We start from the raw sequence: 25192 nt of genomic DNA, 5'->3' as shown, positions 1-25192 counted from the left end.
CGAGGCTGCCCAAGGTCTGGTGCTCGGCTTTTCCGCTAGATATAAAGAAGCAGGAGTATCAGGGCCATCCCCGTGAGGGCGATTTGCCAGCCGATGCTCGACCAGCTGACTTGGACGCGCTCTTTTTGTTCCTGCCACCAAACGGGAACGGTTGACTTGGCTCGTTGGAAAATTCCGTTCAGCTTTTTGAATCCGAAAAGGAGGATGAGCATGAGCAGCCCGAATCCAAGCCATGCGGTAACTGCCTGAGCTTCATAGGGGGTGAGGGCAAGGAGAGCCTCCAGGACATGCTCGGTGACTAATTCGAGGGTTTCGAGCAGAAGTTCCACCGCCGTGATCAGAAAATCCAGCAGCACATCGCCCCAAAAAATAGCTGCGAGCACTCCTGCTCCAATCACTCCGGCCTTTTTCATCGTGGATCCCCTTTTGTCTTTCGTGCCCCGGTTCTCGGGCAGCCGCGCAAAAATTTTGCCCAAGCCAGGGTTCATCTAGTTCGCGTCTCGTCGAGCTTCCTCACGGTGTCTTCCTGGTGCAGAACAGAGCGTCGACCCTGCTGTTTTCAGTTTACAGATACAGGCTGCAATCTGCCATTTATAAAGCGTCGAACAGGCGATTTCTTGTGACGGGAAACAAGACGCGGCCTAACAGCTTTCTTGAAAACATGACTGGAGAACGCTCTGCACCTATTGGCGCACGACAATATGCTGCCCACGTTTTGAGGATCAAAAGGCCGGTAAAAATCGGCCGAGAGTGAATGAACCTACCAGCCGGCTTCTTTCTCCGGGGAAGCGCTGATTTTATGGATGGTTAAGTCCGCGCCGGCGAATTCATCTTCCGGGTCCAGGCGCAATCCGACCGTAAGCCTGAGAAATCCATAAATCAGGAGACCGCCGACCGCGGCTACGAAAAGCCCGAGCCCGGTGCCGATCAACTGCGATAAGAAACTGACGCCGCCGACACCCCCGAACGCTGGCAGGCCAAAAATTCCGGCAGCGATTCCTCCCCATGCCCCACAAAGGCCGTGCAAGGGCCAAACGCCCAACACATCGTCAATCTTCCAGCGATTCTGGGTCAGGGTGAACAAGACGACGAACAGAATCCCGGCGCCGGCCCCGACTACCAATGCACCGATCGGGTGCATGAGATCGGATCCCGCACATACGGCAACCAAACCGGCCAAGGGACCATTGTGTACGAAGCCGGGATCGTTGCGTCCCATCAGAAGAGCAGCCAAGGTCCCCCCGACCATCGCCATGAGAGAATTCAAGGCTACTAAACCGCTGGCAGCATTCAAGGTCTGCGCCGACATGACGTTGAAGCCGAACCAGCCGACAGTCAGTATCCAGGCACCGAGCGCCAGAAACGGTATGCTTGATGGTGGATGGGCGGAGATGTCGCCGTTTCGATGATAACGGCCCCGGCGCGGCCCAAGCAGAATCACGGCGACCAGGCCGATCCAGCCGCCTACGGCATGCACCACGACCGAACCGGCAAAATCGTGGAATCCTGCTCCGAAATTCTGCTCGAGCCAAGCCTGAACGCCGAAATTCTTGTTCCATGCAATCCCCTCGAAAAACGGGTACACGAGCCCGACCAGCAAAAACGTAGCGGTTATTTGCGGATTGAATTTCGCGCGTTCCGCTATCCCGCCGGACACGATAGCGGGAATCGCGGCTGCGAAAGTGAGCAGGAAGAAAAACTTGACCAGCTCAAAGCCGTTGTTTTGAGCCAGATGTGCCGCCCCGTCGAAGAATTGGACGCCGTAGGCGATGTAATAGCCGATAAAAAAATAGGCTACGGTCGACATGGCGAAATCCGTCAGGATCTTTACCAAGGCGTTAACCTGATTCTTGCGGCGAACGGTGCCGAGTTCGAGAAACGCGAAGCCGGCGTGCATTGCAAGCACCATGACCGCGCCGAGTAGCACGAAGAATACGTCGTTGCTTTTACTGACAGTCTCCATAAAAACGATCTCTTTGGTTTCAGGACGGGGTGTCGTAAGCAAGAAACGAGCCTTTTGTTCTTGGCAGCATATGGCCTCGTTTTGGGGCATGTCTTCCCGAAACGGTGCAGCGCCGAATGATCCTATATGGTGCGAAAAGGACGGATGTGCACCAGAGATGAACAATATGTCATGCAGGGTAAGTGAATGCACTTAGATCGTTTGCCTGAATCCATTCTCCTTCCCGCTGTCATAGTCAGGAGTGTTTCGAAAACGAAACGATATTTCCTTGGGACTGACTTATTTTTGGACAGGAGGCGTTATGGCCGTAAAGCTCTTTGACTCGAGGGGTGTTCCCCTTGAAAAGCAACGGTTCACGTGGAAAGAGATGGTTCAGAAGCCGATCAGCAAGCTCGATGACGAGGCGTTCACGCGAGTCAGGATCATCCTCATGAACGGACTTGAAATGGAGGCGCTACGTTTTCAGCACCTGTGCGCACGGATGAACAAGGACCTTCAGGTACCGCTGGCTAAGGTCAGGCGGGCCGAACAGCATCAGCAGACTACCGTCAATTGGCTCATTTCTTCCGATCATTCACCGCTGGAGACCACCATCGCCTACGAGCAAGTGGCCGTCGAGGTCACCGCGGCGGTAGCGCAAAACGAGCCCGACGGCTATCTGGCTCAGGTTTACCGCTTCGGCTTGCTGGAGGATTTCGACCACCTTTACCGCTATTCGGCGCTGTTGGATCGGCTCGAGGGCAAAGACGCGAACAACATTCTGCAATCCCACACGGACATCATCCCGGGAAGACCGACCGTGGATGAGCATCGAGCGCCGCAGAACGATTTGCGCGAGCACTACGATCGAACCAAAGCGGCCGCGATCAGCAAGCTGCATGCGACGACGATCATGGCCGCCGAGTATCAGACCCATGATTTCTACGCCAATGTCGGACCGATGTATGCCGATGCGGTCGCCCGCCAGTTATATGCCGAAATCGCCTCGATCGAGGAGCAGCATGTCACTCAGTATGAGTCCATCATAGACCCCAACGAAACATGGCTCGAAAAATGGCTGCTGCACGAAGCGACGGAAGCCTACAACTACTACAGCTGCGTGGAGCAGGAATCCAACCCGCGCATCAAGGCGATATGGGAGCGTTTCCTGGATTATGAGCTCGGACATGTCGCATACGTGTCGGAACTGTTCAAGAAGTATGAGAGGCGCGATCCGGCCGAGGTCATTTCAGACACGTTGCCGGAACCTATTCCGTTCAAGAGCAACCGCGAATTCGTCCGCAAGGTGCTCGATCAAGAAGTGGACTTGCGCACCCGCGGCACTCAATTTGTCGATAAGTCGCAGGAAGATTCGGCGTCCTTGGATTACCGGCAGCATATGAATTCGGACGGGTCGCCATCTCAAACGGTGGCGGCGGGATACCAGTGGTCCCCCGGTACCGAGTTGAATCGCAGGGTCGCATAAATCGCAAGAAACCGTCTGAGGAGTTGAACCATGGAAAAAACATCAGTCGAGATGAGCTCGAAAAATCGCACCGGTATCGGCATGTCGCCGGTCGACAGCCAGCGGATGATAGACGCGGCGCAGGCGGCTCCTCCGAGTTCGTCGGGAGACGAATCGGCGCTTGCGAAACTCGATAGCGTCTATATTCGGGAAGCCGAGCCGGTGGGGTCGGTTCCGCCGCCGGGTACCTTGAAAGGTATGGCTCAGGCCACCCTACAGAAACTGACCGGCAAGCATCCCGAAGTCTTGGTCGATAAGCTGGGCGAGCGCCTGGCGTTCGAGCGCACCGGTACGCGGCTCTACGACTATCTCATTAACAAATGTGAAACCGCGTCCGAGGCCGGCTCGCCGATCTCTGTCGACACGCTCAAACGTTTTCGGCGAGAGGAGGCCCAGCATTTCAAGCTGGTGGCAAAGGCACTGGAGTCGTTAGGCGCCGATCCGACCACGCAAACGCCCGGTGCGGACGTCAGCGCCGTCGCGTCGAGCGGAGTGCTTCAGATCATGAGCGATCCGCGCACCTCCATAGACCAATCCTTAGAAGCAATCCTCACCGCCGAGCTGGTCGATCATGCCGGTTGGGAACTCTTGATCCGATTGACCAGCGAGATGGGGCTTGATGATATGGCCAACGATTTCCGGACGGCGCTTGCGGAGGAGGATGATCACCTGATGCAGGTGCGCCAGTGGCACGAACAATCCACGCTGTCCCACGCAGGCGTATCGGCGATCTGACGGCCATCGGTGCGGCTGCCTCGGAATTCGGCTTTTTATTAACCCGGCCTATAAATATAGGCCGGGTTAATCCGGGGCAGGGATGCCCCGGCGCGGCGACAAGCCGCGTGAGCCCAGGCCGGGCGTGTACCGGCCTGGGCGGCGGCCCGAAATACCAGGAGGGTATTTACGGGCCTGATTAATATTCAGGCAAAGGTCGGCCCGAGGCGGCTGCAGGGCAGTAGGATGATGCGCTGTCGTACCATAGGATCGTATTGCCTAACGCTTTTGCTTCGCCCATTTTATTCGTCACGATTCATGCCCGCGCAGCCGGAGTGATTTTGGGATTCTGAGAAACGGCGTTTCCTGCTTGCAGCTGCCACATGGCGTCGAATACACCGCGCCGCCGTCTCAGTTCCTCGGGGCTGCCGTCCTCGACGATACAGCCTTCACTGAGCACGATGATCCGGTCGAACGAGGCCACCGTGGACAGCCGATGAGCCACCGCCAGCACGGTGCGGCCCCGCATGAGCTTGGCCAGCGCCTGGTGAATCTCGAGCTCCGAAGCGGTATCCAGTGCCGAGGTGGCTTCATCCAAGATCAGGATCGGCGCGTTCTTCAGAAAGGCGCGGGCGATGCCGATGCGCTGACGCTGACCTCCGGACAGTTTCACGCCGCGCTCTCCGACCAGCGTGTGGTATCCCTCCGGTAACGCGCGGATGAAAGCATCGCAAAAGGCCTGACGGGCCGCGGCGTAGACCTCCTCGTCGCTGGCCTCGGAGCGGCCGTAGCGGATGTTGTCCAGGATCGAACGGTGGAACAGCGAAATATCCTGCGGCACCACGGCAATAGCCGCACGCAGAGCATCCTGCGGAATTTCGGTCACGCACCGACCGTCGATCAGAATGCTGCCTGTATGAACATCGTCGAGCCGTTGCACCAGGCTCACCAGCGTCGACTTGCCGGCGCCGGATGGGCCGATGATGCCTAGCCTCTGGCCGGCCGGAATGTCGAGGCCTAGATCGCGGAAAAGGAGATCGCCGTTTGCATAGCCGAAGCAGACGTTCTCGAACTTGATGGCTCCGCCTTGTGGCACGAACGGTTTCGCCCGTGGACAATCGGTTACCGAGTGCGGCTTGCCGATGTCCCTCAGGGTCTCCGCGATAAGCCCGAGCTGCTGAGTGGTGCCGAACAAGGCAAAGGCGAGGTCGCGGGAGCCGTGTAGTATGCGGAATGTCAACGTGCTGACCAGCACCACCTCGCCGGGCGTAATCCGATTCTCAGCCCAGAGTTGGAGCGCCCAAGCCAGTATGGTTCCCGCCATCAACCATAGCAGCAGGTCGTGAAGCACCCTGGTTTTCTCCTGATACATCCAGCTCCGCCGCTGGCTTTCGGCTTCCAATCCCAAATGCTCGGCCAAGCGTTCCCGTTCGCGTTGCCGGGTGGAAAATGCCTTCACCGCCCAGATGTTTCCCACCACGTCAACCAGTTCGCCATTCGCGCGCGAACACTGTTCAGCATAATGGCGATGTATGGGTTGGCCGCGCCGCCCGAACAGAATCATGCCCCCACCGACGATCGCGACAAAGACGCACAGGAGCGCAGCCATGTCACCGTGGACAGTTCCCAGCACGATCATAGCGCCCAGGAAATCGGTGCAAGGCGGCACCATATTCCAGGCGAGTACGCTGAACAGCGTCCCCGTGGCGGCAGCGGTTTCGCTGATGCGGTTGCCCAGGGAGCCGGCCATACGATCATTGAAATAGCACATGGAGTGGCCGGAGAGGTGCTGGAACAAATCGAGCCGCACATCCACGCCGGTGCTCACCATGGTCCGGCAGCCGAGCCAGCCGCTCAATCGCCACAGCCCATGCTCGACACCCACGAGAGTGATAAACAGTGCCAGGGGACCCCAGACGGCCAGCCGATTCCTCTCCGGAGCGGACATGGCGTCTACCAGAAACTTCATGCCCACCTGCACACCGATGGCGCAGGCGGCGGCGCCGATCACCAACAGGAACAAACCGGCGAAATGGAACGGCCGGCGCCGAACATAGTGCAGGAGAAAGAATAGGGGGCGTCTCAGAAAACGAGGTGTCGCTTCGGACGTATTCGAATTTTTGGTGTCTGGCATCTGTCCCTGATCCCTAAACCGCAAAGCTCACGCGCAATTGCAACGGCAAGGCTTGGCATCATGCTTATGACGCGTCCGCTCTAACCGCCAGTTATCCGACCCGATGCTAAGCGGATCGAAACCTCGGGTGAATAGGGGCTGTCCCGTATATCAGGAGGATTATGTAGGCGTTGAACATGCCGACAAACAAGGATTTAGCGCTTGATTCGATGTTGGAGCGGGTTTCGCGTTCTCCGTACTTCGGAACCGCGAACAAACGGACCCGGTCTCATTGGATAGTCTATTTTTCGCGATGCAGCAGAAAAATCCATTTCCAAGGAGGGCTCATGGAAAAAACACCCAAGATGACCGTATTTTCCCACCTACGTTGGAATTGGGTCTGGCAACGCCCTCAACATCTGCTGTCTCGCCTGGCCAAGCATTTTTCCACTGTCTTTATCGAGGAGCCGCTACACTCTGAAGCCGCGCATTGGGAGTTTCATCGCCCGGTTCCGGGGGTGCTTGTTGCCACCCCTTTCACGCCTATTCTCGACCCGGGCTTCAACCATCGCCAGTTCACGGAACTGGAGCCGCTCATGGACGACTTGAGCGAGCGCGAGGAACTGCGCAATGGCCTGGTTTGGCTCTACACACCCATGGCGCTGCCTTTGGCCCGTCGGCTCAAGCCCACGGCGATGGTCTACGACGTCATGGATGAGCTGTCCGCTTTCAAGGGCGCCTCTCCCGATCTATTGGAGTTCGAAGCGGAGGCCTATCGCGCAGTTGACCTGGTATTCACCGGAGGCCCCAGCCTGTATCGCGCCAAGGCGCACCGCCATCCCAACGTACACTGCTTTCCGAGCAGCGTTGATGCGGCCCACTTCGGCAAGGCTCGCGAAGCCGGCCTGGATCATCCCGAGCAAGCGGATCTGCCCCGGCCGCGGCTCGGCTTCTTCGGTGTTATCGACGAGCGCATCGACCTGCCGTTACTGGACGCCATGGCACGGACAAGGCCGGACTGGCAATTGATGATGGTCGGACCCGTCGCCAAGATCGATCCCGCGGAGTTGCCACGGCACCCCAACCTTCATTACTTCGGTCAGCGTTCCTATGAGGAGCTGCCCGCATTCTTGGCTGGATGGGACCTTTGCCTGTTGCCCTTTGCCCGGAACGATTCGACCCGCTTCATCAGTCCGACCAAAACCTTGGAATACATGGCGGCGGAAAAACCGATCGTCGGCACGCCCATCGCCGACGTGGCGGGGCCCTATGGGGAGATCGTCCACCTTGGGGATAGCGTCGACCAATTCGTCACGGCCTGCGACCGGGTGCTGACGGAAGGGGGCGATCGCACCCGGCGCATCGAGGCGATGCGCAAGGTATTGCGGAATACGTCCTGGGATGCTACCGCACGGTCCATGGCCAACGAGATCGGCAAAGTGCTGCACGGACGCCGGCGGGGCTCCGGTCCCGCTTCCCGCCGCTCGATGCGATCGCAGAACGAGCAGTGGGACATTGCCATCATCGGAGCCGGACCGACCGGCCTATCCGCCGCTTATCATGCCCCCGGCGCACTGCTGCTGGAAGCCAACGACAGCATAGGCGGCTGGTGCCGCTCCATCGAGGAGAACGGTTTCACCTTCGATTATGCCGGGCATATCATGTTTTCCAATGATGCGTATGTGCACGAGCTATACCGAAAGCTTTTGGGCGACAACGTGCACTGGCAGGATCGGGAAGCCTGGATCTACAGCAAGGGCGTGTACACCCGCTATCCGTTCCAGGGCGGTCTGTACGGCCTGCCGCCCGAAGTCATCAAGGAGTGTCTCGTCGGTGCCATCGAAGCCCGTTTTGGCCCCCTGAAGGAACGGAAAACTCAGGGCGGTAACCGCAGGGAATCGCTCCGTGACTGGGATTGCCAGGGCGGGGACGTGAAGGATTGCTGCGGCGACGGCATCCTGGAAAGTACCGTCCGCTGGGGTGCTGCGAACACTCGGAAAGGACTGCCGGAAGGCTTCGCAAATTTCGAGGAATTCATCTATAAGGTGTGGGGCGCCGGCATCGCCAAGCATTTCGCTATCCCCTACAACCGCAAGTTATGGGCGGTGGATCTCAAGGCGATGGAAACCTCCTGGCTGGGCGGACGGGTACCGCTGCCTGATCTGGAGGACATGATCGAGGGCGCCTTGAGGCCGGTGCCCAAGCCCATGGGACCGAACGCCCGGTTCGGCTATCCCCTGCGGGGCGGGTTTCAGGCGCTGATGAACGGCTTTATTCCCCACGTGTGCGATCGGCTCCGCCTCAATGCCGGGGTGGTCGCGATCTCTCCTCACCGGCATACCGCAACCTTGACCGATGGCATGCAGATCGAGTACGGCCACTTGATCAGCACGATGCCGCTGCCGGTACTGGTCCGTAGCCTCGGCGAGGAAGCGCCGGTCCATATCCGCCGGGCGAGCGAGGGTTTACGCCACGTCTCGGTACGTTGCGTAAATCTCGGGATCGGCCGGCCCCATCTCACCGAGAAGCATTGGATCTATTACCCAGAGGACACGGTATTTCACCGCATTTTCGTGCAGGGCAACGCCAGCCCCCATTGCAATGCGCCGGGCGGTTTCGGCCTCACCTGCGAGATCACCTATTCGCCCGCGAAACCGCTGCCCTGCGACGGTGACGCCTTGATCGAGCGCTGCATTCGAGACTGTCAGAGGGTTGGCATGTTCACCCCCGACGACCCGATTTGGGCTGCCCACCAAGTGGACCTGCCGCATGCTTACGTCATTTACGATCATGTCCGTGCCGAAAACGTGAAGCTGATCCGGGACTGGCTTGCCGAACACGACATCCTTTTGGCCGGGCGCTACAGCGAATGGGAGTATTACAATTCCGATCACGCCTTCCTCGCCGGAAAGCGGGCCGCCGAGGCGGTGCGGGAGCGGCAGACTAAGCGCGCGCAACACAAGATGAGTTCATCTTCCGAGTCGGTGCTCCTGGCTGCAGCGGCGGCCGCGGAGGGCGCGCTGAAATTCTAGAGCGGCGCGATGACATGTAGAAGGATCGGTATGGATAGCCGCTATCCAAGACCCCAACTGCGGCGCCCCGACTGGATATCGCTGGATGGTCCGTGGCGCTTCCGGTTCGACGATGAACTGGCGTTCCGGATACCGCGCGACGTGCCCGACTGGCCTTTGACCATCGAGGTGCCGTTCGCCCCTGAAAGCCAGCGGAGCGGCATCGCCGACACGGGTTTTCACCGGGCGTGCTGGTATCAGCGGGAGTTCGATCTTCCGGAAAATCGCAGCGGCAGGGTTCTGCTGCACTTCGGCGCGGTCGACTGGCAGGCTCGGGTCTGGGTCAACGACGTCAAGGTGGCCGAACACCAGGGCGGGCATACGCCCTTCGGCGCCGACATCAGCTTCGCACTGGCGCCCGGTCGCAGGCAGCGCATCACGGTGTGGGCCGAGGATGACCCTCATGATCTCGAAAAGCCGCGCGGCAAGCAGGACTGGCGGCTGGAGCCCCACAGCATCTGGTATCCACGTACCACCGGCATCTGGCAGACCGTGTGGCTGGAATTCGTGGGCGACAACTACATCGAAAAAATCCGCTGGACGCCCAGCGTGGAGCGCTGGGACATCACCTTCGATGCTTACGTCACCGGGAGGCACCCCGATGAGACTTATGTCTCCGTATGTCTCCGCTGCGGTGCGCAAATTCTCGCGAACGACACCTATCACGTCATCGGCGGCGAGGTGCATCGACGGATCGGGTTGTCCGATCCCGGCATCGACGACTTCCGCAACGAACTGCTCTGGTCTCCTGAATGGCCTACGCTGATCGATGCCGAAATAAAGCTGCTCTGCGAAGGGCAAGTGGTCGATCAAGTGTATTCCTACACCGCTCTGCGGTCTGTGGGCGCACAGCGGGAGCGCATTTTGCTGAACGGCCGGCCTTATGTTCTGCGCCTGGCCTTGGACCAGGGCTACTGGCCGGATTCGCTGATGACCGCACCCACGAGCGATGCGTTGAAGCGCGATGTGGAGCTGGCCAAGGCCATGGGCTTCAACGGGGTGCGCAAGCATCAGAAGATCGAGGATCCGCGCTACCTGTATTGGGCCGATGTGCTGGGCCTCCTGGTTTTCACCGAAATGCCCAGTGCCTATCGATTTACCCACAAGGCCTTGAATCGGCTGCTGAGAGAATGGACCGAGGTCATCGAGCGCGACATCAGCCATCCCTGCGTGGTGATTTGGGTGCCTTTCAACGAATCCTGGGGCGTTCCCGATCTGCCCGCGTTGCCGGCGCCGCAGGATGCGGTTCAGTCCTTCTATCACCTCACCCGGTCTCTGGATCCGACCCGTCTCGTCATCGGCAATGACGGTTGGGAAAGTTCCGCCACCGACATTATCGGCGTACACGATTACGACGGTAACCCGGACCATATCCGCGCCCGTTACGGACCCGAGGTCAAATTGCAGGAAGTGGTCGACCGGCGCTGGGCCGGAGGGCGCATTCTGACCCTGGATGGGCACCCTCACCGCGGCCAGCCGGTGCTGCTTTCCGAGTTCGGCGGCGTGGCTTACATTCGGCCCGGAGACGAACGCTACGACCGTGGCTGGGGCTATCAACGCTACGACGATCTCGAGGAATACAAGCAGCGCACCTGCGCCATCATCGAGGCGGTGCGCTCAACCGCAATGTTCAGCGGCTTCTGCTACACGCAGTTCGCGGACACATTCCAGGAGGCCAACGGCCTCTTATTCGACGATCGCACTCCGAAGATGCCGGTGGAAGACATAGCCCGCGCGGTGCGCGGAAACAATTATGTACACCCGTGATCTCATGAAAGCGGACGGCCGCACGCTGAGCCTGTACAGCCGTCGGCCCATCGCCTGGAATATCCAGCCCTCGCTGCTGTCCGCCCCGGAAGGGCTCAATCCCCACCTCCGCTGGCATCCCCTGCGAGGCGAATGGGTGGCCTATGCTGCCTATCGGCAAGGGCGCACCTTTCATCCGCCGCCGGAGTACAACCCTTTTGCACCCTCGGACGATCCGGACAATCCCACCGAACTGCCCTGCGGCGACTATGACATCGCCGTGTTCGATAACCGCTTTCCGGCACTGACCGGGAAGGCTCACGATCCGCCCGAAAGCCTGGTCAGCACCCTTCCGGCCAAAGGCCACTGCGAAGTCGTCGTGTTCACCCAGGACCCACAGAGTAGCCTAGGCCGATTGCCCTTGGATCACATCGAGTTGCTTCTGGAAGTCTGGGGGCGCCGCACGGAAGTCCTCGCCATGCGCCGGGATGTGCGTTATGTGTTGCCTTTCGAGAATCGCGGGGCCGAGGTAGGCGTGACCCTGCATCATCCTCACGGTCAGATCTATGCCTATCCCTTCGTGCCGCCGTTTCCCGAGCGCATTCACCAGAACGAAGCCGAGCATTTCGAGAAGACCGGCGGTTCGTTGCTCCAGGAATTGATCGCAGCGGAGGCTAAGAGCGGCGAGCGGGTGCTGTATCTCGGCGAGCACGCGATCGCATTCGTGCCGGCATGGGCGCGCTATCCGTACGAAGTGTGGGTGGCCCCCATTGTCGCGGTTCCGTCGTTCTTGGCTTTGAATTCCGAGCAGCGGGCCGATCTGGCCGCCGCCCTGAAAACGGTTCTGCTCAAATACGACGGGCTTTGGCAGCGGCCATTCCCTTATCTCATGGCTTGGTACCAGGCTCCGGTCGATCGGCGCCAGCATCCGGAGTGCCATCTCCATGCCGAGTTCTATCCGCCCTACCGTACCGCAGACCGGCTGAAATATCTGGCCGGCACCGAGCTCGCCGCCGGCATGTTCGCGAATGACGCATTGCCGGAAGAAAAGGCAAGGGAACTCAAGGCGATAGCGGTGGCTTGGTGAGTAATGAATGATGGGAGCAGACCACCTCAAGTTCTCCGAACTGTACGGTTCCGAACCCGAGCTCGAAGCCGGCGCGCCGGGCCGGGTGAATCTGCTCGGGGAACACACCGATTATAACGACGGCTATGTTCTTCCCACCGCGATTCCGCAGAGGACCCAGGTCGAAATGGCACGGAGCCAAGACGAATGGTGCCGATTTTATTCGGCGAATTTCGACGAACTGGTTCGCTACCGCGCGGGCGGCGCCATTGCCCATGGGTTCACCGGCTATGTCGCAGGTTGCCTTGAAGTGCTTCGGGAAGCGGGCTGCGCCATAGCTCCGGTGAACCTCCTGATCCGCTCGGAGGTTCCGATCGGGGCAGGGCTATCCAGCAGCGCGGCCCTGGAAGTCGCGGTGCTGAGGGGATTACGCGGTTTGTTTCAGCTCGATATAGACGACCTCGCCATCGCTCTCCTGGCCCAGCAAGCCGAAATCCGGTTCGCCGGGGTCCGTTGCGGCATCATGGATCAGATGGCGGCGAGCTTCGGCGATGTCTTGCACATGCTGTTTCTGGACACCCGGACGCTGGAGCGCCGCTTGCTGCCCCTGCCGGAGCACGCCGAACTGATCGTGCTGGACAGCGGCGTGCCGCGCCGCCTGGCCGCTAGCGCCTACAACCAGCGGCGCCAGGAATGCGAGGAAGCCGCTCGCCGATTGGGTGTCATGGCCCTCAGGGATATCGGCGACCTTGCGATTACGGAGAGCCTGCCGGAACCTTTGAACCGTCGCGCGCGTCACGTCTTCAGCGAAAATCAGCGCGTGCTCGTGGCGGTGTCCGGCGTATCGGCCGAGGAGTTCGGCGAGCTGATGAATGCGTCCCATGCAAGCCTCCGTGATGACTACGAGGTGTCTGTTCCGGCCCTCGATCTTCTCGTGGAGCTATTGCAAAAACAGCCGGCCGTCTACGGCGCCCGGCTCACCGGCGCAGGTTTCGGCGGTGCCTGCGTGGCGCTGGCGAAGGCGGGGCAAGCCGCCGCGGTGAAGGCGACGGCCCTTGCCGCCTACCGCGCTCAAGGGCATGACGGCCGCGTGCTGGTGTAATCCCGTGCCCCCCGTAGCTCTTAATCGACCGCAATTCATACAACGAGGCTGCTGAATGACGACCGATCACATCGCTCCGGCACTTCTCAAGTCCTTTTGGATGGCAGGATTCGAGGGAGCCAGCCATATCAATTCATCCGGCAAGCGTCTGGACATGGTGCATTCCACGCACCATGACCTCCTGGTGGACAGCGACTATGCCATGCTGCGCGAAGTCGGGATTCAGGTCGTTCGGGAAAGCGTACGCTGGCATCTGATCGAGCGCGGCGGGCGATTCGATTTTTCCTCGCTCGCTCCCATGTTGCGCGCGGCCAACGAGCACGGCGTCCAGGTCAACTGGACCCTTTGCCATTATGGCTGGCCGGACGACCTGGACCTGTTTTCGCCGGCTTTCGTGCATCGCTTTGCCCGCTTTTCCGCCGAAGCTGCGCGCTTCATCGCCGATCACAGCAATGCGGAACCCGTATATTCGCCCATCAATGAAATATCCTTCATCTGCTGGGCGGTTTGTCATAGCGATTTGATGTACCCGTACGCGGTTCACAGCAAGGGCCGGGACAACGAACTGAAGCGCCAGCTCGTTCGGGCCGCCATCGAAGCGATTGAAGCGGTGTGGGAAGTGGATCCTCGTGCGCGCATCATCCATATCGATCCTATCATCCACATCATCGCGCCGCCCGGCCGCCCCGATTTGGAAGACGCGGCGCGGGCGCAGCGCGCTTCCATGTTCGAGGCTTGGGACATGTTGCGCGGCTCCCGCGACGAGGATTTGGGCGGGGACCCGAAGTACCTGGACATCATCGGCGTCAACTATTATCACTCCAATCAGTGGGAGTATCTAACGAATGACCGTCTCCACTGGCACCTCGGCGATCCAAGGCGGATGCCGCTGCACCGCTTGTTGCAAGAGGTGTACGAGCGTTATCAGGTCCCCATGATCATCGGCGAGACCAGCCATGTCGGCGCCGGTCGGGGGCAATGGATACGGGAAATTGCCGAAGAGGTGTGCAGGGCGCGCCAGTTGGGTGTACCGGTGGAAGGCGTCTGTCTGTACCCGATAGTCGACCGCACCGACTGGGAAAACGACCATCACTGGCACAATAGCGGACTATGGGACGTGGAACCCGACGAAGAAGGCGTTTTGCGGCGGGTGATCAATCAGGCGTATCTGGACGATTTTCTGGAGGCGCAACGCCATCTCAACCGGGAAGAATGCAAGTTGCAGCATCCGGAGGCGCAAGCCGGCCTTCGGTGAATGAAGCCGATTCGGCCTGCCGTCTGCGGACGGTTACAGCGGGTATTTTTGCGTATGAGGAGGACGGTTTTTGCCCGTTGCAAGGCTCTTCCAGGCTGAGTGAGGCGCCTCGCAACGGGAGTGTGGCCTGGCTTACTTCTTGAAGCGGCGGTATAAGGAGATTGCTAAATGGACGGCTTGATCAAACAGGCTCTTGCCGAGGTTGGCTCCATAGATGACGACGTCTTTCGAGCTCATGCCTTTGAAGCGCTGCTTGAAATTGCTCACGGCAAATGGTGTCGCGAACAAGCCGAGGGCTAGGCCGATAATGAATGTGCCGGTATTGGACGAAGATTGAGGCGCCGGCAGCGGTTGAGCCGCTGTAGGTTGAGTAACTGCAGGCTGCGCCGACGTAGTAGCCGCTATTTGCGTTGGGCCGTAATTGTCGGGAATGGCGAAGTCGGTCAGACCGGGGATACTGGGAAACGTGCCGCCGCCTTTCCCAACGACCAGCTGTCCTTTCATTCCCTTTTCCATGTGCTGGGCGATGTCGCAGTGCACCAGATAGGTCTTGTCTTCCTTGGGCACGATCAGCGTACCGCTTATTTTGGCTGGGCCGGTTACCTCCAAGTGGAACATGCCCTTGTCGTACAAATACTTGGGCAATCCATGCATCATCCATTGATGGCGAATATTGTCCTCGTTGATGAAGTGCACCGTGAGGCGCGTACAGGGCTTAATGCGCCACTCCTGCTTGTCGAACGCGAACATGGTGCCGGGAAATTTCTTTGAATACTTGTGCCCGGCCCGTACGGTGATCTCTTCGTCCCCGCTGATCTTGTCGCAGCCACCGGGCAGCTTATCCTTGTTTTGGCCCATGACCATGCCGCCATCCATATCCATGAGGTGGCCATCACCGTGATCCATCAATAACTTATGTTCTACGATTTCCTGCTGTTTCGCGGCATGGGCCGACGAAGCGGTCAGAAAAGCGCCGAAGATTATGAGATGCGTAAACTTTGACATGACGTTCGACTGCCTCAATGCTTGCCTTTGGCCTGGGACGCGAGTTGGCTGATTACAGCGAGTACGCGTTCCCGGTACAGATAGAGCACATAACCCGCAATACCGAACAGCAGTCCATTGAAAAGGCTGCCCAGCGGATTGGATGACGTATCGGTGGCGACCACGTCTGGCGCAGATTTAACTCCGGTCGTTCCGGTCACGCTTGCCGCAGCCGCTGTTTGAATGCCTGCAGGCTCAGCCAAGCTGCCCCAGTCATCTGCCCAGTCTTGCCATACGGGTATTTTTCTCTCCCAAAATTCCTTGGTGAAATACGGAGTCAAATCCATGCCGTGAGTTTTCGGCGTGCCGTTTTCCTCTAGATAAGACTTGTACACGATGAGACTGATGCTGCCGCCTTCGCCCATGCCGTCGGTGGTGAAGGATCTTTCGACATGGTCGTGGAACATCCATATACCGGACCCGAAGCTGTGCAAGCCGTCATCCGTCGTATTGATCGACAGGTCCAGCCGCTGGGCCGGCGCCATCATGTAAACATCACGGGTCACCTGAGCGCTGGGGTTCTGTTCGACCCCGTCATAATGAGTTTCGGTCGCCTTGTGGCCATGCGTATGAAGCGCAAGCGTCTCGGTATGGCCGTTCAAAATGCGCAGCTTGATCTTCTCGTTCGGGTTAACCGTAATGAGCGACTCCCGAAGCGTGTACGGGAAGGAGCGTCCGTTCAGTAGAAAATAGTCGTCAGTCGCGTCCGTGATGTCATACTCCTGGTTCATCGCTCTCGCGATCAGGCGGGGATCGTTGGCTGCCTGCGGAAGTTTATGCAGATCTTTGTCGACCGACTGATAGTGCAGGTCGTATTCCTGGCTGAATTTTTCCAATACCGCTACGGAGGGATGGCGAACTTGGCCGGCGCCCACGTTAAAGGTTTGAACCCAGTTGTTCGGCCGGTTCTCTTCCACTATAAACATGCCCGCAAGCCCCATCGGAATATGCGTATGAGGCTGGACGTGGCAGTGATAATACATAGTGCCGGGCTGACGTGGCCGGATCACGTAAGTCTTGCTTTGGCCCGGCATGATATCCATTTGGCTGGTTTGGCCAACGCCATCGTTGCCTTCGCCGCCGTGGTCCATGAAGGGGTGGTCGACGCCGTGAAGGTGTATCGAGTGAGGGAAGTAGTGGGTATTCTCAACGACCAGCCAGACCACGTCGCCCTGCTCGACGCGTATCGGTGCGGACGGCATGCGCAGCATCGGATTTGCTTCCACGCTTGCGAAGCTACGCGTCGACATATCGCGGGTTTTCGGAGCGAAGACCCAGAAGCTGGGTTGTATGCCGGGTGCGATATCGAAGGTGGGTACTACGCCGGCGAAATCCGGCGAGTGCCCGTTTACTTCCATGATTTCGACTTTAATGATGATATGGTCGGGGTCACCGTCGCCATCCATATCATTGGTTTTCGTGATCGCATCCGCAGCTAAGCTGGACGTATCCATGATCGTTTGCATGGATATGTTGTTGGTTCCCTTCACGAACGCCGCGATGTCTGCCGGATTATCCGCGTTGCAGACCCTCGATTCTTGAATGTTTACGCCTTCGATGACTTGAGCTTTGCGCCATTCGCTAGGAACCCCGCTGTTGCAGAAAGGTTCTGCTTGGCCGAGTTGGACTTTGGCGCTGGGCGGTGGAGAAGTAACGGCTCCGGCACCGGTGGATAAGCTCAACAGGGCCGAACCAAACAAGAATACGAGGGAGCGTGTCTGCATTTTGAGTACCGTTGGGAACAGAGATTCGAAGACTTGACTAAGATTGGCGACGGCTTGCGCTTAGTCAATCGATCCGACCTAAAAGTTCCTAAGAGGTCTTTTTCAACATCCGATCTACGGCGCCTTTGAACGACGCATTGGAAAGATAAAAGATATAGCCGGCCGCAATCAAAATGACGGCAATGACCAAGTAAGTGCTGGTCGAAGGCCCGGATGCGGAGGCTCCGACACTAAAGGGTACGTGGGCGTCCACCTTTTGCCCTTCATTGACCAGGGTCACATGGGCCAAGTACTTACCAGGCTCGGTGAAGTTGATTGTGGTGTTGGCGGTGCCGGTCGGATAGGTCGACGGCTCCTTGTAAAAGACGCGGGTTCCTTGCGGTTCCTTGGTGATTTCAAATTCAACCGTCATGTTTCGCAACGCCTTCCCTTCGTAATCGAATACCAGGGTGGCTGAACCAACTTCGGGAATGGAATCGCAGTATTCGGTTGTTCCAGTCAACTGCGGTTGGTAAGCGGTGAAATGGACCCAGTGCGGGCCGACCGGAATGCGGCAAGCATCCAAATCGACGCCGGAGGCTCCTCCGTGCGCCCAGCTCGATACGGGGATCACGGCGGAAACGAGCAGGCTCAGAGCGAGCAAGCACTCTTTGAAGCAAATTAGTTTACGCATATCTCTTCCCTCACTTGATGGATTATCGGATTTTTGTATTACGTTGTTGAAGCGGGCCTAATGAAAGGCTCGTAGTTTCTCGACTTCCCCTCGCCTCCGAATGAGCTAAAGGAATAGGTAAATATACATAAGCAGGGTGCCATGCACAATGTTTCGGTCCAACGCACGCCGCGTTGTCTGCTTCTTGCCGTTTGGATTGGCGCTAATCCGGTACAGCAGAACGAATTGGTATTAAAGACAGATATTCGCGAATTTAGTTTTGAGACAAGTCAATAATTCACCGCTGGAAAACCTTTCAACCGCTTTTCGATACGGAACGATTCTTAGTTGAAAGCTAAGCCAGAGCGAGGGGAGTTTCTAATCGTTGCCATGCCCTCGAGCATTGGCCAGCAAGAGATCAAGCTGGCCGACACGCTCCAGGGCAGCGAGGTCGTCATAACCCCCTACATGAGTTTCGCCGATGTAAATCTGGGGTACCGTGCGGCGTTTTGTCCTTTCCATCATTTCGATGCGGAGTTCCGGCTCCAGGTCGACCCTGATCTTTTGGATATTCTCGACGCCTTTTTTCAAAAGCAAGCGCTCCGCCATGACACAATAGGGGCAGAAGGCTGAGCTGTACATGATTACATTAGCCATCCAATATTTTCCTCGAATGTGCGGCCAGCGTTCAGAGCCGTCCCATATTCCATCGATGTTCGAAATTTGGTTTCTTCGCCATCAAGGCAGCTGAGTTCACCAAAAAAACCCGTTTGATACTATCCGCGACAGGACCGTTTTCTGCTCGCTTTTCCGAATGAGTCTTGCAGATCATGCGCCGACGTGCGTCACACTCGATTCATCGGCGAACTCGTACTTTATCGCGGGCTCGAGTTTGATATATTAGAGAATTCTAACATGAGGCTGCTATGACTACACATCGTTTAGTAAGAATTTTCGCAGGATTTTTTGTTTTGCTATCGTTGGCACTTGGCGCGGAAGCCAGCCCGATATTCGTAAACAAGAACTGGCTTTGGTTTACAGCATTTGTCGGAGCCAACTTGTTTCAGAGCGGATTTACCAAAATTTGTCCTTTGGAAACCATTTTAAAGAGACTTGGATTCAAAGAGTCCTGAAAACGGGGAACCCTTCCTCCTAGCGGAGCTGTCTAATTTTATTCGAGGACGTCGACTTCCAGGCGATGCGGTCGTGTGATCGCGTGGGACGCTCCATGACGAGGGGAACCGTAGCCGACGCCGTGAAGTTGCTTTATGAAGGGGCATCTGTGCGGGAATCGCATCGGAGGCATCGATTATCGGCGTTGGTCGGGCTGCAATTTCAGCTCGGATGTTTGTTCGGATTGTCATGGACGGAGCGTCGCGATGGACAGCATCTGGTTTTCGATCGCTCGAAGAGTGCTCAACAGTGTCATTCTGGCTGCTCTGGCGGCGTGCGCCGCTCAAGAGCCGAAACAGCTTTACGCAAATGCCAAACAAACCACCGCAACGGTCAAAGAGATCGATTTGCAAAGCCGTCAGGTCTTTTTGACGGACGCAAACGGAAACGGATTCGCCGTACACATCGACCCGAAAGTTGAAAATCTCGCCAAAATGAAAGTCGGCGATCAGGTGACCATCGGTTATTACGAGGCGCTTGCGGCCGAGATCAAAAATCCCGGCGAGGGTGCAAAGGATGTCAAAGTTGGAGAAGGAAGCTCGATAACACAGTCCGGAGAGCGTCCGGCCGGATCGGTAGGGCGCTCGGTCAGGGCGACGGTGAAAGTCTTGTCCGTTGATCACGATGCGAACAGAGTGACGATTTCGAGCCCGAGCGGTCGCGTGCACACGGTTGAGGTGCGAAATCCTCAGCTCCGAAAGTACATAAAGAACTTAGGGGCAGGGGATGAAGTGGAACTCACCTACACTGAAGCGGTCACGATAACCGTGGAGCCCGTTGAAGACTGATTTTCACAACCCCGCCCTCAAACCCGATCGATCTTTTTCGACGCTCCAAAACTGACATCGTCCTAATTACGCTTTATTCTGTAGAGCATATTCTTCGGTCCGGGAGCAGGCCGACGGAGATATCGCTCGTCGATGCCGTTTTTCTCGAATTGCAAATTTCGTCACCAAAGTTGCTGGTAATAAAATGAAAAAGACATTACAGAAATTCTTTGGCTATTTTCTTATCGGTGTATTGGGTGTACTTCCCATCGTTATCATCCTACAGATCGTAATCGCGGTCGAAGGATTGCTTCGAGACTTCGTGTTGAGCATCTTCGGGCGTTACGAGAACTTCTTTATCCCCATAGGCTTGTTTACGACGGCCATTTTGGTCCTGACGTATTTCGGTTATTTGCTCAAGCAGGATAAAGCGCATGTGTGGTACTACCTGGAGGGTCTGCTTAACCGTATTCCGCTGCTCGGCACGATATACCGGGTTACCAAAAAAATACTGAACCTGTTTCGGGGCGATGAGAAGGAAAAGCTGCGCGACGTGGTTTACATCGAATATCCTAAGGAAGGCATTTGGGTGCCGGCCTATGTAACCAACCGGGTCGACGATTACCTGGTGCTGTATGTTCCGACCTCGCCGAATCCGACCTCGGGCTTTACCGTAATCGTCCACGAATCGAAGGTCAGAGTGTCCGAGATGAGCATCGAGGAGGCGTCGAGTTTCGTCATCAGTCTCGGCGTGGACATTCCCAGACCCAACGAAGCATCCCGCCTCGAACTGAACGCCGATAAGGCGTCGCAATGATCGCCGTTTCCGGTTGATCGGGTATTCGATTCATGGCCGACTTCCGAGGAGAAAAACGTATGGCTTCCGCTACCGCCCGTTTGAAAGAGCTTCTTGCCTCGCCTGGTATCCGCATTATGCCGGGCTGCCACGATGCCATATCGGCCAAATTGATCCAGGAGTCCGGTTTCGAGATGGGCTTTATGAGTGGTTTTGCCGTGTCCGGGGCGCGCCTCGGTCTGCCCGATACCGGCTTGATTTCCTACGGGGAACTGGTGGAACAGGGCCGGAATATTTGTGCCGCCGTCTCTATTCCGATGTTCGGCGATGGGGATACTGGCTTCGGCAATGCACTCAACGTAAAGCGCACCGTGCAAGGCTACGCTCGGGCGGGATTTGCTTGCATCATGATCGAGGATCAGCTGGCTCCGAAACGTTGCGGTCACACCCAGGGAAAGGCGGTGGTGAGCCGGGACGAAGCCGCAATGCGAATCCGTGCGGCGGTTGACGCACGCAATGCCGGCGACGACATACTCATCATGGCGCGAACCGACGCGCGGGCCGTGTTAGGTTTGGAGGAAGCCATCGCACGCTGTCGATTATTCCGGGAGTTGGGCGCCGATATCACTTTTCTGGAAGCTCCGGAAAGCGTCGAGGAAATGCATCGCTACTGCGCCGAAGTTGACGGGCCCAAGATGGCCAACATGATCGAATACGGCAAGACTCCGGTCTTGCCGCCCCAACAGCTGGAGGCGATAGGCTATAAGATCGCGGTATATCCTCTAACCTTGCTGAATGCCGGCATCCGCGCCATGCGTGAGGCTTTGAGCAGCCTCAGGCAGGGGCGGATGCCGGAGAACATCATGGAATTCGAGGAGTTGAAAGCGGCTGTCGGATTTCCTCAGTATTACGAGGAGGAGCACCGTTATCAGTATTGAAGCGAAGTTCAGGCACGCCGCTCGATGCGATACGCCGGTCAAGACCGGATTTCCAGCAATCATCTTCGGATGGTGAGCGCGCTCGGATGTCGGACGAAGATCGAATAATCGCCGCGTCGACGCGATAGCCAACCCCGTGCTTCAACGTTCCGGCGCAGATAGGTCTCCAAGGGAGGGAATAGGTTGAGGTTTTCTCTCGGGACGCGGACTTCGAATCGATCGGAAAATTTCAAGCGGAAATAACGCTTGCTTTCGACGATAGCGGACGGTGCGCCTGTCAAACGCTGCCAGCCGCGTAGCGTCGGCCGCACAATCAGCGCTTCCACTGGCTTCGGCCGGTAATCCGGCATTCCCCAAATGCCGCGTTTAGCCAGTTCTGCTCCACTCTCGGCCTGAGTCAAGGCTTCGGCATATTTGAGATTGGGCGGATGAATGTCTACAAAAGCCAAGCCCGCTTCTATCAACGCCAGGTTGATGTGTTCGCCGTTGTCGGCGAAGACATGGGCCAATAGCCGCCGGTACTTGTCCCTAAGCTCCATATCATGCTCCAGGCGCACCGTTCGGCCCGTCAAGCGTCGTTGGAGCCAGAGCTTTGCCTCTTCGCCTCCCGCTTCACCGATCTTCCTTGGGCTGTCCACTTCGGGTGTATTGATTCCAAGCAGCCGGACTTTCTCCCCATTGTCGAGCAAGACGGTGTCGCCGTCGAATACCGCTTTTACCGCGTGAACCGCTGGTGCCGCGTCGATATTTGTAGGTTCGGCACCTTCGGCGGCATGATCGGAGTAATGAACGCGCCCTTTCTCGTCCTTCCAGCGGAAAACTTCATCGCTTTGCGCCGGGCCGTAGAGAATCGGCAAAAAGGCCGCGACGATCAGGAAGAGAGATCGAAGGCGGATCGGTGGTGATTTTTTCATCGGTATGACGATCGGATCCATGGCCACATTTGAGCGACAAGCCTTGAATGGTCGGAAAATGAGATCGACTTGCTTGTGTGTATTGCCAGAGCGGGGATATTCTCCACGTCAGGATCGTTGGCGGCGCGAGTGTAACATCCTGGGAATCGGTCCAGGAAGTATGGGGCATCAAGGCTATTACGACCATGCAGCGGCGATTTTCCGATCTTAAGAACAAGACCTTCGATTTGCTGGTCGTCGGTGGCGGCATTTATGGCGCCTGGACGGCTTATGATGCCGCCTTGCGCGGATTGTCAACGGCTTTGATCGACCGGGGGGATTGGGCCGGAGGTACGTCTTCGGCATCGACCAAGCTGATCCACGGCGGGCTGCGTTACGTCGCGCAGGGGCATTTCGGACTGGTTCGGAAATCGTTGAACGAGCGGCAGCGGCTGATGCGGCTTTGTCCGCACCGGGTCGAAGCGCTACGTTTCGGTGTCCCGGTTTATCGCAAAGATCGCTTGGCATCCTGGCGGCTTCGTCTGGGGCTGTCGATCTACGATCTGCTGGGAAGTATCGCCGGCTCGGAAGCACGCCACGAGCGTTTGAGCGCCGAGGCATTTGCACGTCGTTTCCCGTGGCTCCGCGTTACGGATTTGGATAGCGGGTGGGTTTACGGAGATGCGCAGACGGACGATGCCCGCTTCGTGCTGGAATTGGTGGACGGAGCCTTGGCAGCCGGTGCCGTGGCGGTCAACTATTGCGGTGCCATAGCTTACGAAGAGCGGCACGGGCGAGTGACGGGCGTCATCGTCAAGGATCAAGTGACAGGGGAGCAGACGCCGGTGCATGCCCGCTGTGTGGTCAACGCCACCGGTGCATGGGTGAAAGATGCGCCCGGTTTTTCGCCCAAGGCCTGTCGTCTGTGTAAAGGCGTTCATCTTATCTTGCCTCGTTTGCCCGGTAGGGATGCCTTGCTGTTCTTTTCGGAAACGGACGGCCGGGTGATCTTTTTGGTGCCGTGGTATGGCCTAACGCTGCTAGGCACTACCGATACGGATTATGCGGGCAATCCCGAGGATGTCGACGTGGAGCGGGAGGATGTCGATTATTTGCTGCGATCGGCAAACCGTGTGCTCGGCTCCGTGCAATGGCGCGAAGAGGATATACTCGGCGGCTTTGCCGGTCTCCGGGTGCTGAAGGGCAAACAGGGGCTCGCGCCATCGGCGCTGAGTCGCGAGTGGACTTTGAAAGAGTTGAATAATGGCGTGCTGGTCTCGGTGGGCGGCAAGTTTACCTCGGCGCGTTACGACGCCGCGGCGATCGTCGATAAAGTTTGCCGAAAGCTGGGTGTTCGACGCCCTTGCATGACAGCGGGTCTGGCTTTCCCTTGGGCTCCCGACCAAAACTATTCGGAATGGCTTCGGAACTCGGTGGAGCGGGGCCGGAATTTAGGGCTCGGAGCCGAAGAGATTCGCTGGTTGGGTTTCCGCCATGGCAGGCGGATCGAGGAGATTTTCCAATCTATCGAGCGGAACAACGCCCTGGGTTCGCGTGCTCTGTCGGACTTGCCATTCATTGTCGCCGATCTTTTTCATTGCGCCCGTAATGAAATGATCGTTCACTTGGACGATCTCCTGCGGCGTCGTTCGCCCTTGCTCGTTCTACATCGCTTTTCTCCCGACGAGATGGAAGCCATTGCAGCCGACATCGCTCCGATCCTGGAATGGGACAAAGCACGTCAAAGACTTGAAATCGGGAAATGCCTGGATAGTTTTCTTAGATTCCGGAAGCGGGTTTAACACCGAAATCCGTTGCGCACGCATCCGGCCGGTACGGAGCAGTCCACTCTCCGGCGACTTGCCCGGCCGATCTCCGGTTACGCTCCTTTTGTAACAATCAACCGATCTGGAGGCGAATTTCCGTGGCCGGGCGGAATCCTCCCGCCGGGAGGCTCTATTTTTTCAACTCTCCGAACGCATTCCATGTCCCGGCCAAGCGGGCCGGCGCGCCTTCGCGGATGTTGCCGCATGACCTGCCGCCGTGGGAAGCCGTTTATCAACAGACCCAGCGTTGGCTCGCGGCGGGCTGCTTCGAGGCGATCGTGCACGATCGCCTCGAAATTTTGCGTCTGGCGCAGGGGCGAAAATCGCAGCCGAAAGCCGCGATTTTGGATGGGCGAACGCTGCGACCCAATTGTGAGAGTGGGTCGCGTGCCGGTTACGATGACTATAAACGCAAGAAGGGCAGCAAGGTCCACATGGCCGTCGATACCTTGGGCCATCTGTTGGCGCTCCTGGTGACTCCGGCCAATGAGCCGGAACGGGCGCAGGTGGCGGAACTGGCGCGCTCTGTTCAACAAGTCACGGGACAAGGTGTGGAAGTGGCGTTTGTCGACCAGGGCGACGCCGGTGACGAGGCAGCCGAGGTCGCCCGCCAGCACGGCATTCGGCTGGAAGTGGTCAAGCTGCCTGAGGTCAAAAGAGGCTTTGTGCTGTTGCCCCGGCGCTGGGTGGTGGAGCGGAGTTTCGGTTGGATCGCCCGTTTTCGGCGTTTGGCTCGCGATTACGAGCGGTTAGCCGAAACCTTGGCGGGCCTGCACTTCGTGGTGTTCGCCGTCCTCATGCTCGTCAAGGCCTCGCTACTCCTGCAAAGTGCATAACACGCTCTA

General features: G+C 57.8%; 20 protein-coding genes and 1 pseudogene. 13 read left to right on the top strand and 8 right to left on the bottom strand.

Annotated elements, in window-relative coordinates; translation table 11 throughout:
- Positions 1–35: 35 nt before the first annotated feature.
- On the bottom strand, positions 36–413 hold the full coding sequence (locus B2A78_RS18970; RefSeq protein ID WP_133718539.1) for a hypothetical protein: 378 nt from the start codon (positions 411–413) through the stop codon (positions 36–38).
- A 347-nt stretch (positions 414–760) separates the two neighbouring features.
- Positions 761–1963: an ammonium transporter gene (locus tag B2A78_RS18965; RefSeq protein WP_077731616.1), complete on the bottom strand. Its 1203-nt coding sequence runs from the start codon at positions 1961–1963 to the stop codon at positions 761–763.
- Between the two features lie 301 nt (positions 1964–2264).
- Here B2A78_RS18965 and B2A78_RS18960 point away from each other — a divergent pair, with 301 nt between their 5' ends.
- Both B2A78_RS18960 and B2A78_RS18955 read left to right on the top strand, forming a co-directional pair.
- On the top strand, positions 2265–3428 hold the full coding sequence (locus tag B2A78_RS18960; RefSeq protein ID WP_077731593.1) for a hypothetical protein: 1164 nt from the start codon (positions 2265–2267) through the stop codon (positions 3426–3428).
- Positions 3429–3458: 30 nt separating this feature from the next.
- Positions 3459–4202: a ferritin-like domain-containing protein gene (locus B2A78_RS18955; RefSeq protein WP_077731592.1), complete on the top strand. Its 744-nt coding sequence runs from the start codon at positions 3459–3461 to the stop codon at positions 4200–4202.
- A gap of 295 nt (positions 4203–4497) precedes the next feature.
- On the opposite strand, the gene B2A78_RS18950 is transcribed toward B2A78_RS18955, so the two are convergent.
- Positions 4498–6315 carry an ABC transporter ATP-binding protein gene (locus tag B2A78_RS18950; protein WP_077731591.1) on the bottom strand — a complete coding sequence of 606 codons (1818 nt, stop codon included), beginning with the start codon at positions 6313–6315 and terminating at the stop codon, positions 4498–4500.
- A gap of 326 nt (positions 6316–6641) precedes the next feature.
- On the opposite strand from B2A78_RS18950, the gene B2A78_RS25775 reads away from it, so the two are divergent.
- The 5 genes from B2A78_RS25775 to B2A78_RS18930 are packed head-to-tail and all read left to right on the top strand — an operon-like array spanning position 6642 to position 14534.
- Complete coding sequence (locus B2A78_RS25775) at positions 6642–9326, top strand: FAD-dependent oxidoreductase (protein ID WP_086135536.1); 2685 nt, start codon at positions 6642–6644, stop codon at positions 9324–9326.
- 30 nt (positions 9327–9356) lie between these two features.
- Complete coding sequence (locus tag B2A78_RS25770; protein ID WP_086135535.1) at positions 9357–11132, top strand: glycoside hydrolase family 2 TIM barrel-domain containing protein; 1776 nt, start codon at positions 9357–9359, stop codon at positions 11130–11132.
- On the top strand, positions 11119–12198 hold the full coding sequence (galT, locus tag B2A78_RS18940; protein WP_077731590.1) for a galactose-1-phosphate uridylyltransferase: 1080 nt from the start codon (positions 11119–11121) through the stop codon (positions 12196–12198). The genes B2A78_RS25770 and galT overlap by 14 nt, the downstream gene beginning before the upstream one ends.
- A 7-nt stretch (positions 12199–12205) precedes the next feature.
- Complete coding sequence (gene galK / locus B2A78_RS18935; RefSeq protein ID WP_240502590.1) at positions 12206–13279, top strand: galactokinase; 1074 nt, start codon at positions 12206–12208, stop codon at positions 13277–13279.
- Positions 13280–13334: 55 nt separating this feature from the next.
- Positions 13335–14534 carry a hypothetical protein gene (locus B2A78_RS18930; protein ID WP_077731589.1) on the top strand — a complete coding sequence of 400 codons (1200 nt, stop codon included), beginning with the start codon at positions 13335–13337 and terminating at the stop codon, positions 14532–14534.
- Between the two features lie 132 nt (positions 14535–14666).
- On the opposite strand, the gene B2A78_RS18925 is transcribed toward B2A78_RS18930, so the two are convergent.
- The 4 genes from B2A78_RS18925 to grxC all read right to left on the bottom strand — a co-directional run bounded on the left by B2A78_RS18925 (position 14667) and on the right by grxC (position 18611).
- On the bottom strand, positions 14667–15539 hold the full coding sequence (locus tag B2A78_RS18925) for a cupredoxin domain-containing protein (RefSeq protein WP_240502589.1): 873 nt from the start codon (positions 15537–15539) through the stop codon (positions 14667–14669).
- Positions 15540–15553: 14 nt separating this feature from the next.
- The gene (locus B2A78_RS18920; RefSeq protein ID WP_077731588.1) at positions 15554–17302 is read right to left on the bottom strand and encodes a multicopper oxidase domain-containing protein; all 1749 of its coding nucleotides are present in this window, start codon (positions 17300–17302) and stop codon (positions 15554–15556) included.
- Between the two features lie 88 nt (positions 17303–17390).
- The gene (locus B2A78_RS18915) at positions 17391–17915 is read right to left on the bottom strand and encodes a hypothetical protein (protein ID WP_240502588.1); all 525 of its coding nucleotides are present in this window, start codon (positions 17913–17915) and stop codon (positions 17391–17393) included.
- Between the two features lie 417 nt (positions 17916–18332).
- Positions 18333–18611: a glutaredoxin 3 gene (gene grxC / locus B2A78_RS18910; RefSeq protein ID WP_077731586.1), complete on the bottom strand. Its 279-nt coding sequence runs from the start codon at positions 18609–18611 to the stop codon at positions 18333–18335.
- 269 nt (positions 18612–18880) lie between these two features.
- Between grxC and B2A78_RS18905 the strand changes: the two genes are divergently transcribed.
- The 4 genes from B2A78_RS18905 (at position 18881) to B2A78_RS18890 (ending at position 21628) form a co-directional block, all read left to right on the top strand.
- The gene (locus B2A78_RS18905; protein WP_077731585.1) at positions 18881–19087 is read left to right on the top strand and encodes a DUF2892 domain-containing protein; all 207 of its coding nucleotides are present in this window, start codon (positions 18881–18883) and stop codon (positions 19085–19087) included.
- 246 nt (positions 19088–19333) lie between these two features.
- Entirely contained in the window at positions 19334–19915 is a 582-nt protein-coding gene (locus B2A78_RS18900) for a hypothetical protein (RefSeq protein ID WP_143735224.1), read from the top strand.
- Between the two features lie 184 nt (positions 19916–20099).
- Positions 20100–20711: a DUF502 domain-containing protein gene (locus tag B2A78_RS18895; RefSeq protein WP_077731583.1), complete on the top strand. Its 612-nt coding sequence runs from the start codon at positions 20100–20102 to the stop codon at positions 20709–20711.
- 59 nt (positions 20712–20770) lie between these two features.
- Positions 20771–21628 carry an isocitrate lyase/PEP mutase family protein gene (locus tag B2A78_RS18890; RefSeq protein WP_077731582.1) on the top strand — a complete coding sequence of 286 codons (858 nt, stop codon included), beginning with the start codon at positions 20771–20773 and terminating at the stop codon, positions 21626–21628.
- Between the two features lie 59 nt (positions 21629–21687).
- On the opposite strand, the gene B2A78_RS18885 is transcribed toward B2A78_RS18890, so the two are convergent.
- Complete coding sequence (locus tag B2A78_RS18885; RefSeq protein WP_077731613.1) at positions 21688–22542, bottom strand: thermonuclease family protein; 855 nt, start codon at positions 22540–22542, stop codon at positions 21688–21690.
- Positions 22543–22619: 77 nt separating this feature from the next.
- Between B2A78_RS18885 and B2A78_RS18880 the strand changes: the two genes are divergently transcribed.
- Positions 22620–24323, top strand: coding sequence for a glycerol-3-phosphate dehydrogenase/oxidase (locus tag B2A78_RS18880; RefSeq protein ID WP_240502587.1), 1704 nt, complete (start codon positions 22620–22622; stop codon positions 24321–24323).
- A gap of 203 nt (positions 24324–24526) precedes the next feature.
- Positions 24527–25183, top strand: a pseudogene (locus tag B2A78_RS18875) (IS5 family transposase); the annotation flags it as partial.
- Positions 25184–25192: the final 9 nt, after the last annotated feature.

Origin of the sequence: Methylocaldum sp. 14B, from assembly GCF_002005105.1 — a bacterium.
Lineage (GTDB): Bacteria > Pseudomonadota > Gammaproteobacteria > Methylococcales > Methylococcaceae > Methylocaldum.
The sequence above is the reverse complement of the archived record's forward strand: the minus strand, read 5'-3'. Positions and strand labels throughout refer to the sequence as shown.